Source organism: Microvirgula sp. AG722 (genome assembly GCF_003269145.1).
GTDB lineage: Bacteria > Pseudomonadota > Gammaproteobacteria > Burkholderiales > Aquaspirillaceae > Microvirgula > Microvirgula aerodenitrificans.
The window spans coordinates 65,435-75,704 of record NZ_QLTJ01000002.1; the positions used below are offsets into that span (position 1 = coordinate 65,435).

Genomic DNA, 10,270 nt, shown 5'->3' on the forward strand with positions numbered 1-10,270 from the left:
AGAGCTCCTCAAGCCGTCTTCAGCAGGCGAAGCGGCGGATTCTGGACAGCCGACTGGCCAGTCAGTTCTGCAACAATGGCGCTGAACGCATCCTGGGGGATTCCTTCCGGATAGCGCTGCTGCAGCCACTTCAACTGCGCAGCACTCCAACTGCCACCATTGGCCTCCACCCGGGGCTTGAGCAACTTGGCGGCTTCAAAATGGGTGAGCATCGGCAGCTCGACGATCGGGGCAATCAGCTCGTGAGCCGTACCACGACGCGGGATGAAAATAGGCAGATCGGCATCGACCAGCGGTTTGTACGGGTCCAGCCGACCGCCGAATGGCAGCGCCCTGGTTTTGCGCGCTGACTCAGCGGCAGTCACGCTGTCGGTACCGGTTACCAGTTGTTCGATCCGCCCCAGCGCGACCTGCGCCGGGGTATGTGCCAGTGGCTTGAACGACTCGCCAATCACGGCAGCATCAGCACGGAATCCATACTCGTCGCGCTGGATGGCATCGACCACGTGAAAGCACTCGCGGCCATCCGCGCCGACCAAGACCACCTGGGCGGCCTGATCGCGCCAGGGATTGCGGGTGACCATCAACTTCTCGCCCACCATCACTTCCGGCACGCGGGACACGTCGTACTCGACGCCATGGAACGACACCGTCATCCGTGGGGACACCTTGCGGCTTTCCGGCTCGGCGATGGCTAGCTCGCGGCATACCGCAATCGCAGGCACCTTGATCAACTGGCTGGCACTGATGGTCATCCACAGTGCCGTGCGCGTGCATCCGTGCCGGGAGTGCAGCGCAGTGGCATTGAAGTGGCTGCGCCATTTCCTGGCGAGGACATTCAGTGAATTCAGGTCATGCACCGGCTGGAACTTCAGACCCGGCTCCAGCTTGCATTCGATCAGATTGTTGCTGTTCTCGACCTGGCCCTTGGCCCGCGCATTGCCGACCTTGTTGACGACCATCTGGATGCCCAGCGCCCGGCACAGATTGCGAGTCATGGCGGCCGTATTCGCCGACCCCGGGTCCATCATCAGCAGCGTCGGACGGCCATGCAGCACATCGGCGCCACCACGCTCCTGCATGGCATTGATCAGCACCGAGCACAGGTTCTCGCCCGACTCGCCGCCGGTGACATATTCGACATAGACCCAGCCGCTGCTGTGGTCGGTGATGGCATAGCGCCATACCCGCTCGTTGGCGATGCGAGTCAGATTGCCTGGTTTGTTCTTGTAAAACACCTCAGCATCCATCACCCGCAAACCGTTGGCGCGGGCATCCGCAGACGGGCGCAGGTAATACAGCACGCACATGCTGGCATCTACCTGCCAGACATGGTTTGGATGACGGCTGGCCAACTCGGTGACCGGGGCCGGGGCCAGCAGCTGGTCCGGGTGCAGGCCATAGCCGCGCAGCGCACGAGAAATCGTGCTTTCGGACAGTGGCCGCAGTTCGCCCGTCGCCGTATCAATGCCCATGGCCCGGATCATGTCATTGCTGCGCAGAGTCGCCACCGCATCAGCAACGGCATACAGCCGTTTGCCATTTTTGCGCGTGGACTCCATCAACACAGCTGAGATCAACATGGCCTCATCCCGGCTCAGGGCCGTTTGCCCGGCATCAGACCGACGCTTGCGTGGTGTCATCACTGCGACCTCCTTGAGTTTGCGCAGCAGCGTGGCGCGGGACAGATTCAGGTCACGGCAGGCAGCGTCATAGATCGCCCCCTTGCCGCCATGCCCGGCACTGCGGGCGGCGAGCGCCACAGCGACCAAGCGTTCGGTCAGGACGGCGCTCATGAGTTATGCCCTGGCCAGATCTGCCGCCAGCGGCAAATCGAGCGGGTCCTGGTCATCCCGGAGCCAGGCAGGCACGTCCTGGCCATCCGCGCCCGGCTTGACCCCGAACTCTCCTCGCAACTGCTTGACGGCCAGTTCGCACTGCCCAAGCAGGCCCGCCATAAAATCGTCATGCGGGATGCCGTGCTTCTCGGTGTGGGCAGCCAGGGCCTGGAATGCTGCATGCAACTTGCCACGCACTACCGACTCAGCCTCAAACGCGAACGCGCTGGCTTCCTTGCGAATTTCCTCACCCTCGACATCCGGTGGCGGGGTCTGAATGCGTGGAGTCCTGGTGGTGAGCCGGGTGGCCATCTCATCCAGCTTGCGGTTCTTGTCCGACAGCAACCGCGCCTGGGCATGGGCGTCCTCGCGAGCGTCACGCAATGCCTGCTTCAACTCGCGGCTGGTCATGCGGTCGATATCGTCCAGCGTCATGCCAGCCACCGTGCCGCCATCGGCCAGGGCCTGCAGCTGGTCATCGTCCTCGGTCATCAGCTCAAACAGCTTGGTCTTGCCCAAATGCGCCAGCGCTGGCGCTTTTGCCGTCAGTGCTGGCGACAGATACTTGATCGATGCCTGCATCATCCGTTGCGCCGTGCGCTCCGGCAGGCCAAGTTGCTCACGCACAATGCTTTCAAACTCGCCATGCGGCTCGTTTTCTTTCAGTACAATCAGCCGCTTCCCCGCCTCCAGCATCGCCTCGGCACTCTGTGCCATATAGAAGCGCACTTCGCACACCACACGACCGCGCTCATAAGGCTGGCCATCGCCAAAGCGTTCCGCGATTTCTGTGGCATGCGCAGCCATCCGGTTCTGGTCTGCAAGAATCGGCGCCGCCGGCAACGGGGGCAGTACCGTAGTTTCTGTAGTGGGTGAAGCGTGTCGTCCCATGTTTTTCCCCTTATCCCCTTAGTTCCATACCCCAGCGGCAATGCGCTGGTTGATTTCAGCAATGCGCCCCTGCAACTTGGCTACATGCTCGGCATGCGCCTGGGCGATCTGCAGCATCTGCACCGAGTGAGCGAACCGTCCGTTATCCAGTTTCACTACCAGTCCGGCCTCGATCAGATCAGCCGTAGCGCGAGTAATGGCCGATGCCGGGCAGCCGATGGCATCGGCCAGATCCTTGTTGGAAAGCCCGGTGACCGTTTGCCCCTTCAAGGCTTTCAGTACTTCCAGCACCCGGATACCGGTGCTGCTGGTTCGTGTCTTGCTCATGACGCATTCCCCAGTTCCAGCTCCGGCTGCACGTACTTCTCGACATTGCCGTGATGCCAGGCCAGCCCTTCCATCGCCAGTTGAATCCCGGCCAGCGTGTCCACCGCATTGGCCTTGTCGGCCGCAAACTGCAGTAGCTTGCCGACCGCATCGTTCAGTGCGCCCTGCAGCACCTGGATGTCTTCGGCAATGATCTTTCGGCCAGTGGGAATCTCGATCAGCAAGCTGCCGTCACTGGCGGCCAGCCAGCGGGTTGCGTAGTTGATGCCGCATACCGTTTCGTAGGCGCGGATCATGTTGGCCGGGATGCGGCCGCTATTGATCCACTTGTAGACAGTCCAGTGATCTGCCACCCCCATCCGGTCGGCAATGCGCTCGACCGACAAGTTGCGATGCTCCCTGGCGTAGTCCTTGCACAACTCGAGCGCATGACGCAGCGACGTCGGCTGAATGCGCTTCCAGCCATGTTTCATCATTGGAATGACCTCTCTGGCAGTGGCTCCAAACACGGAGCGGTTTTGCCTCTGGGCAAGGCGTTTGCCGTGGATAGAATGAAAAGCGGATAATCTGCACAGGAACTCAATTCATGCTCGATGCCGATTTCAATGAACTGGCAGGCCGGATTGACGGCATTGCCCAGGCCTTCCTGCATCTGGCGGCAGAGGCCGAGCGGCAGGGTGCGGCCGATGGGCCGAGACTGACGGCAGCACTTCGACAGCGAGCCCGCTACTGGCCTGCCTGTCCCGAACAAGCGGGTCTGCAACGGACGCTGTACTTTCTTGCTGATCAACTTGACGATGCACGCAGTGCACGCCGAGGCCTGCTGAGAGCCCATGACAATGGTGTCCTTATGCGGCGATGTGTTCATGCTCAGGTGACTTGAGGCCAAGCTTCACAGCGATTTCGTGTGCGCGGCCGTAGTTGCCTTTGTCGAAGCCATTGAGGACGCGGTACACCGCATTGCGGGTGTAACCGTTCTCATCCGCCCATGCGGTAAAGGTTCGCCCCTCACGGCGGAACCTGGCTTTGACTTGTGCAGGGGTCATGGCAGTGGCTCCTGTATGAATGATGTTGGTGATTTGTTGGGGTGATTATGGTTCAAAATTTTGAACCTTGCAAGGGGCTTTTGGTGCATAGAATTGAACTTGGGGCGCGACTGGTAGAAGAGCGAAAACGGTTGGGATACAACCAGACCGATTTCGGCCGCGTGGGCGGCGTCTCGAAGGGATCGCAAATCCTCTACGAGAAAGGCGATGGCGCCCCGAATGGGGACTACCTGTCCGCCATTGCCTTGGCCGGCGTAGATGTGCAATATGTGCTGACCGGAATGCGTTCGTCATGCGCCATGACGCCAGCAGAGCGGGTGCTGATAGAGCGGTTCCGTGCCTGCCCGCCTGCGTTGCAGGACGCGGCAATGCGTGTCCTGCTGGGAGAGGAGACTTCCCCAGGGCAGCAAATTTTTCATGGCGATGTAGGCCAGGTGATCAAGGGTGGTGTCGATCAGACCGGGCTTCATTTGTCCGTGGGGAGCAGGAAGAAAAAATGAATCAGAACTTTCACGGCAATGTCGCTCAGGCCGTGCAGGGTGATGTGAAACATACCGGCCCTGAAGTCAGCAATTCCAACTCGGTCACCTTGCATATCAACGGGGTGGCGTCGCCTGAGCCGACAGCAAGTGTCAGTGAACCGCTGTCGTGGCAGCAACAGGAAGAGATCCGTGTTCTGGTCCGTGCCATCGCCGACGCGTCGGATACGGACATGGGCACAATCTGGCGAAAATTTTCCGCCTATTTCGATGGTGTCTATTACCAGCAGCTACCGAAAGAACGCTACCGCGAGGCGGACCGGTGGCTGAACGAATGGCTTGACCGCGTGCGCTCCACTGCATCTATCACACCAGATACCGCGTCGACCGTGGTCCTGCCCCAGACATTCCCTGAAGGTATTCAGGCTGCCCCGTGCGCCGCTTGTGCAGCGGCGGAAAAACAGGTGGCCCTTATTTACAAAGCGGCATTGGCTGTCGCGGTGGTCGCATTGCTGGCCGGCTTTACTGCAGTGCATTTTGCTTGGCAAACATCAACGTTAAGACAGGCGGTCGCTGCGACCGAGGCACGCCTCCGCCAATGCGAATTTGAAGGCCGGTCGTACTCACTGGGCAGCATCATCGCGAACGAACATGCGGATGATGTGCAGTGCATTTCCGACAAGAAGGAATCGCCGCCACAATGGCGTGCCATTAAAGCAGGCACTCAAACATGAAAACAGCAGAAAAGGGCGGATTGAATATGCGGAAAGCAGCAACAACCTTAACTTTGGCTATGGTATTGGCGCTGGCCGCATGTGGTGATGAGCCACCCAAGACCATCAAGGAGATCGACTCCCATATCCTCAAAGTCGAGGAAAGCAAGGATGGGGGGAAGACGAGTCTGCGAGTTATCTGGGAGCTGCCTGGTATGTCAGCTTCATCTGATATGACTTCTGCTACTTTCGGCATGGAAAAAATTGTCAAGGGGATTGTGACGTACTTCCCAAATCAACAGGCTGATGAGATTCGCTTTGTCCTGAATGCAGGGCTTGTAGACCACTATGGCAATAAAAGCCGTGCGGACGTGGTTGAGGTTCCTTTCCAGATGACCGAGATTCGGAAGATCAATTTTGCGTCCGACAGCTTCACTCAATGGGATTTGCTCAACTTGAGCGGGGACACCAGAACCCCCCATCCTGTGGGACTAGAATTCATCACGGAATACTGCAAGGAGGAGAGCAACGCGAAGTATGCGAGGGACTTCTGCTTGCGAAGCTTGAAGCTTTAAACTCACTTTCCCATCCTTAAATCAGATTAAAAGACCCCTCCAGATATGCCGCCGACAATGGCGGCATGTTCACGTCTGGAGGGCGCCATGCCTAGCCGAAAACTCGAAGACCTGCACCCCGACCTGCAACCGGTCTGTCACGAATTCCTGCGCCGCTGCGCGGAGGCTGGTCTCGATATCCTGATTACCTGCACCTGGCGCTCCGGCGCCGAACAGGATGCGCTGTATGCCCAGGGTCGTACCCGACCTGGTGCGCGCGTAACCAATGCCCGCGCCGGCCAATCCGCTCACAACCACACCATTGCCGGCAAGCCGGCCTCACGCGCCTTTGACATCGTGCCGCTCCAGCATGGCAAGGCGATGTGGAACGCCGCGTTCCCTGCGTGGTCGATCGCCGGCCAGATCGGCGAGTCCCTGGGGCTGGTCTGGTATGGCAACCCGAAGGCGCGCTTCCACGAGATGCCGCACTTCGAGCTGGCCCGGGGGTATCAGTGATGGCGCTGGTACCCGAATGGCGGCGAGCATGGCGCTACTGGTCGGTACGTCTGGCCGCTGCGACGGCGATGGTGGCGCTGGCCGAACCGCTGCTGCCCCAGTTGTCGGCGTTGCTGCCGCCGCGCTGGTATGCACTGGCCGCGCTGGCTATCGGCGTGGCCCGGATCATCAAGCAGGAGGTGGTCGATGCTGCCGATGCCGATTGACCCGGGCCGACTTCAGAAATGGCTGGCCGGGGTCGGCGTGGCCACCTTCGTGGCGCTTGCGTGTGGCGCCGCTGGCTATCGCCTGGGCCATGCTCATGCAGCCGCAGATGGCGCCACGGCGCTGGCCAGCTATCAGGCCGCCACGTCTGCCCGTGCCCTTGCCAGCGAAAAAGCCGCACGCAATCGCGAGCAGGCCCTGACCGCCACTGCCAACCAGCTCGGCTGGACGCTGATCGACGAGCGTGCCACCCATGCCCGAGAGGCCGAACACCTTCAGCAAAGGATCTCCGATGTCACCCAATACCGTCCGACAGAGGATGCCGCACTCCAGCCTGCTCCTCGCTGCGTGTTCACTCGTGGTGCTGTCCGCGTGTGGAACGATGCCGTCGGCGCCGATGCCGGGGGTGACGGTCTGCCCGCAGCCGACCCTGCCGCCGACGTTGCTGCAACGGCCGCCGCCGATGACACCGTTGATTCCGGGGTATCACAGGCCGACGCCCTCGCTCACCTGATCGACTACGGCCAGCGCTGCCGTGGCATCGAATCCCAACTGAACCGCCTGCTCGACTGGCATGTCGAGGAGGCCAGACCATGACGGTCCAGATCGAATTCTGGCAGCTGGTCACCTTGCTGCTCACCTTCTTTGGCGCTGTCGCCGGTGGCGCCAAGGCGTTGTTCGGCCAGATCGACCGTCGGCTCGACGAGCGATTCACCTCGCTCGAGGCGGCGCGCCAGGCGGCCGACGCTGCAATGCAGACCACGCTAGCCCGCCATGCCGACGAGGAACAGCGGGTGGTCGAGCGCATGCAGAACCTGGACCGCGATTTCATGCAATGGAAGGCCGAACTGCCGCTCCAGTACGTGCGCCGCGAAGACTACATCCGCAACCAGACCGTGATCGAGGCCAAGCTCGATGCGGTGGCGTTGCGCCTTGAAAACTGGCAATTGAAGGGGGCCACCCGTGATTGATCAAGCCAAAGTCCGGCGCGAATCGCTGCGCTGGTATCTGCTGCTGGCACTGTACAACGCGCGTCCGGAGGAACTGTCCGAGTCGCCAATCCAGATGACCATGCAGTCAATCTACCCGGACGTGACGCCGATCGAGGTCCGCCGCGAGCTGGACTACCTGTTCAGCCGTGACCTGGTCGAGCTGCGCAAGGAGGCGTCCGGCCGCTGGTGGGGCAGCTTGACCCGCTATGGCACCGACATCGCCGAGTACACCATCGATTGCGAATCGGGTATTGCCCGCCCGGCCAAGTACTGGAGCCAGTGATGGCGCGCCGCAACAGTGTCGGTCAGTTGCCCCAGCCTGTGCGCGAGTGGCTGGACAAGTCCCTGGTCGAGGGCAATTTCAGCGGCTACCAGCTGCTGGAAGAAGCGTTGCGCGACAAAGGCTTCGCCATCAGCAAGTCGGCGATCCACCGCTACGGTCAGAAAATCGAGCGGCGATTCGCCGCCATCAAGGCCAGCACCGAGGCCGCGCGCCTGCTGACAGAGGGTGCGGCCGACGATCAGGACGCCCGCTCCGAGGCGGTGATCGCCCTGGTACAGACCGAGTTGTTCGAGAGCATCGTCAACCTGCAGGAGGCTGGAGACGAAGACATCGACCCGGCCGAACGCATTGGCCTCTTGTCCAGCGCGGCCAAGAACATCGCCACCCTGGCCCGTGCCAGCGTCAACCAGAAGCGCTTCAGGTTGGACGAGCAAGCCCGCATCGAGCGCGAGGCCCGCGACAAGCTGCTGGCCGAGCAGGAGGAGAAGCTGCTGGAAATGCGCGGCTCGGACGGCATGAGCGAGCAGATGGAGGTCCGCATCCGTCGCATTCTGCTGGGTAAGGAATAGAAAAATGCGAGCAGTAACCGAGCGAGATATTCGGCTTCCTGAGTTTCGGGATGCCAAACTTGAAGACCTAGAGTTGCGAGCAGACGGAAAAGTGGTTCGCAAGGACCGTTGGGAGATGGGCATTCACAAGATCCGTAGTGCACTCGGTGACACACGGCGCGAGTTCGAGATTGACGAAATTGTGTGTGCGGTGAAAGCCTTGGTCGCGACGGTACCACCCTCTCCCGATGATGAGACAGAGGAAGAATGAAGCCCGATGCCGAACTCCTGGAGCCGCTGGGCTCGCCGCGCAAGATCGACCTGGCCGAGGAGTTGGAACTGGCCGGCGTGGTGGTGCCACAGGATGTGGCCGACGCGATTCCGGCCAATGAACCGGTGTTCCTGCCCTATCAGCAGCGCTGGTTCGAAGACGAAGCCCAGATCATGTTCGGGGAAAAATCCCGACGCACAGGGATTACCTGGGCAGAAGCCGGCCGCAATGTTGTCAAAGGTGCCAAGCCTCGCAAGCGTGGTGGGTGCAATACCTTCTATGTCGGCAGCAAGAAGGAGATGGCGCTGGAGTACATCGCAGCCTGTGCGCTGTTTGCCAAGGCGTTCAACGAGCTGGCGCAGGCCGACGTGTACGAGCAGACCTTCTGGGACGATGGCAAGCAGGAAGAGATCCTGACCTACATGATCCGCTTCCCCAAAAGCGGCTTCAAAATCCAGGCGCTGTCCAGCCGGCCGTCCAATCTGCGCGGCCTGCAGGGCGACGTGGTGATTGATGAGGCGGCATTCCACGAAAAGCTGGAAGAGCTGCTCAAGGCCGCGCTGGCGCTGACCATGTGGGGCAACAAGGTACGGCTGATCAGCACTCACAACGGCGTCGAAAATCTGTTCAATCAGTACATCCAGGAAGCGCGAGAGGGCCGCAAGGACTACAGCGTGCGCCGCATCACGCTGGACGACGCCATCGCGGACGGCCTGTACAAACGTATCTGCTACGTCACCGGCCAGACCTGGACGCCGGAGGGCGAAAAGAAATGGCGCGACGATCTGTACAAGAACGCGCCCAACACCGAATCCGCCGACGAGGAATACGGCTGCATTCCGAAGCACAGCGGCGGCGCCTGGCTGTCCCGCGCCCTGATCGAATCGCGCATGTCGGCCGACACCCCGGTGCTGCGCTGGGCATGCCCGCAGGGCTTTGAACTGTTGCCCGACCACATCCGCATCGCCGATTGCCGCGACTGGCTGGAGGCCAAGCTGGCACCGCTGCTGGCTGCGCTGCCGGCGGACGCCATCAGCTTCGATGGCGAGGACTTTGGCCGCACTGGTGACCTCACCGTCCACGTGCCGCTGATCCAGACGCAGAACCTGGTGCGCCGCGTCCCGTTCATCCTGGAGCTGCGCAATGTGCCGTTCCGCCAGCAAGAGCAAGTAGCGTTTTACCTGCTGGATCGGCTGCCACGCTTTACCGGTGCCGCCTTTGACGCCCGTGGCAACGGCCAGGCGCTAGCCGAGTACGCCATGCAGCGATACGGCGCCAGCCGCATCCAGCAGGTGATGCTGTCCGAAGGCTGGTACCGCGAACACATGCCGCCGGTGAAGGCCGCGCTCGAGGACGGCGAGCTGATCGATCTGCCCAAGGACGCCGACATCCTGGCCGACTTGCGCGCCGTGCAGGTGGTCAAGGGCGTGCCGCGCATCCCCGATAGCCGCAGCACCGGTGAAGACAAGGGCAAGCGCCACGGCGATGCCGCTGTGGCGGTGGCGCTGGCTTACTTTGCCAGCCGTGAAATCAACAAAGGCCCGGTGACAGTGAAGTCCCGCCGCCGTCGTGCCGGCAGCAAAATCACCCAGGGGTATCAATGAGAGC

17 protein-coding genes are annotated in these 10,270 nt (G+C 61.2%); 11 read left to right on the forward strand and 6 right to left on the reverse strand.

Annotated features, from left to right (window positions below; translation table 11 throughout):
• Positions 1–8 precede the first annotated feature (8 nt).
• Genes DFO50_RS03860 through DFO50_RS03885 form a run of 6 tightly spaced genes read right to left on the reverse strand, consistent with a single transcriptional unit; the run spans position 9 to position 4,102 of the window.
• Positions 9–1,796 (reverse strand): DDE-type integrase/transposase/recombinase, encoded by a 1,788-nt coding sequence (locus DFO50_RS03860; protein WP_112692059.1) that lies wholly within the window; start codon positions 1,794–1,796, stop codon positions 9–11.
• Between the two features lie 3 nt (positions 1,797–1,799).
• Positions 1,800–2,729 carry a DUF3102 domain-containing protein gene (locus tag DFO50_RS03865; RefSeq protein ID WP_112692060.1) on the reverse strand — a complete coding sequence of 310 codons (930 nt, stop codon included), beginning with the start codon at positions 2,727–2,729 and terminating at the stop codon, positions 1,800–1,802.
• Between the two features lie 18 nt (positions 2,730–2,747).
• Complete coding sequence (locus tag DFO50_RS03870) at positions 2,748–3,056, reverse strand: helix-turn-helix domain-containing protein (protein ID WP_112692061.1); 309 nt, start codon at positions 3,054–3,056, stop codon at positions 2,748–2,750.
• Positions 3,053–3,532 carry a hypothetical protein gene (locus DFO50_RS03875; RefSeq protein WP_112692062.1) on the reverse strand — a complete coding sequence of 160 codons (480 nt, stop codon included), beginning with the start codon at positions 3,530–3,532 and terminating at the stop codon, positions 3,053–3,055. The genes DFO50_RS03870 and DFO50_RS03875 overlap by 4 nt, the downstream gene beginning before the upstream one ends.
• Positions 3,529–3,924, reverse strand: coding sequence for a hypothetical protein (locus DFO50_RS03880; RefSeq protein WP_158537397.1), 396 nt, complete (start codon positions 3,922–3,924; stop codon positions 3,529–3,531). The genes DFO50_RS03875 and DFO50_RS03880 overlap by 4 nt, the downstream gene beginning before the upstream one ends.
• A complete protein-coding gene (locus DFO50_RS03885) occupies positions 3,905–4,102 on the reverse strand; it encodes a DNA-binding protein (protein WP_112692064.1) in 198 nt (65 codons plus the stop codon). Before DFO50_RS03885 ends, DFO50_RS03880 begins: the two co-directional genes overlap by 20 nt.
• Before the next feature lie 83 nt (positions 4,103–4,185).
• Between DFO50_RS03885 and DFO50_RS03890 the strand changes: the two genes are divergently transcribed.
• From DFO50_RS03890 to DFO50_RS03940, 11 genes are all read left to right on the forward strand, one after another.
• The gene (locus DFO50_RS03890; protein WP_146745011.1) at positions 4,186–4,602 is read left to right on the forward strand and encodes an XRE family transcriptional regulator; all 417 of its coding nucleotides are present in this window, start codon (positions 4,186–4,188) and stop codon (positions 4,600–4,602) included.
• A complete protein-coding gene (locus DFO50_RS03895; protein ID WP_112692066.1) occupies positions 4,599–5,315 on the forward strand; it encodes a hypothetical protein in 717 nt (238 codons plus the stop codon). The genes DFO50_RS03890 and DFO50_RS03895 overlap by 4 nt, the downstream gene beginning before the upstream one ends.
• Positions 5,312–5,869 carry a hypothetical protein gene (locus DFO50_RS03900; RefSeq protein ID WP_146745012.1) on the forward strand — a complete coding sequence of 186 codons (558 nt, stop codon included), beginning with the start codon at positions 5,312–5,314 and terminating at the stop codon, positions 5,867–5,869. Before DFO50_RS03895 ends, DFO50_RS03900 begins: the two co-directional genes overlap by 4 nt.
• A gap of 87 nt (positions 5,870–5,956) precedes the next feature.
• Positions 5,957–6,364 carry a M15 family metallopeptidase gene (locus DFO50_RS03905; RefSeq protein WP_112692068.1) on the forward strand — a complete coding sequence of 136 codons (408 nt, stop codon included), beginning with the start codon at positions 5,957–5,959 and terminating at the stop codon, positions 6,362–6,364.
• Positions 6,364–6,570, forward strand: a complete 207-nt coding sequence (locus DFO50_RS03910; protein ID WP_112692069.1) for a hypothetical protein — start codon at positions 6,364–6,366, stop codon at positions 6,568–6,570. The genes DFO50_RS03905 and DFO50_RS03910 overlap by 1 nt, the downstream gene beginning before the upstream one ends.
• A complete protein-coding gene (locus DFO50_RS19080; protein ID WP_158537398.1) occupies positions 6,551–7,165 on the forward strand; it encodes a hypothetical protein in 615 nt (204 codons plus the stop codon). Before DFO50_RS03910 ends, DFO50_RS19080 begins: the two co-directional genes overlap by 20 nt.
• Positions 7,162–7,539 (forward strand): hypothetical protein, encoded by a 378-nt coding sequence (locus DFO50_RS03920; RefSeq protein ID WP_112692071.1) that lies wholly within the window; start codon positions 7,162–7,164, stop codon positions 7,537–7,539. Before DFO50_RS19080 ends, DFO50_RS03920 begins: the two co-directional genes overlap by 4 nt.
• Positions 7,532–7,843: a hypothetical protein gene (locus DFO50_RS03925; protein ID WP_112692072.1), complete on the forward strand. Its 312-nt coding sequence runs from the start codon at positions 7,532–7,534 to the stop codon at positions 7,841–7,843. The genes DFO50_RS03920 and DFO50_RS03925 overlap by 8 nt, the downstream gene beginning before the upstream one ends.
• A 26-nt stretch (positions 7,844–7,869) precedes the next feature.
• On the forward strand, positions 7,870–8,412 hold the full coding sequence (locus DFO50_RS03930; protein ID WP_233495181.1) for a DUF3486 family protein: 543 nt from the start codon (positions 7,870–7,872) through the stop codon (positions 8,410–8,412).
• Between the two features lie 4 nt (positions 8,413–8,416).
• Positions 8,417–8,662, forward strand: a complete 246-nt coding sequence (locus DFO50_RS03935; RefSeq protein WP_112692074.1) for a hypothetical protein — start codon at positions 8,417–8,419, stop codon at positions 8,660–8,662.
• A complete protein-coding gene (locus DFO50_RS03940) occupies positions 8,659–10,266 on the forward strand; it encodes a terminase large subunit domain-containing protein (RefSeq protein ID WP_112692075.1) in 1,608 nt (535 codons plus the stop codon). The genes DFO50_RS03935 and DFO50_RS03940 overlap by 4 nt, the downstream gene beginning before the upstream one ends.
• The last annotated feature ends 4 nt before the right edge of the window (positions 10,267–10,270 follow it).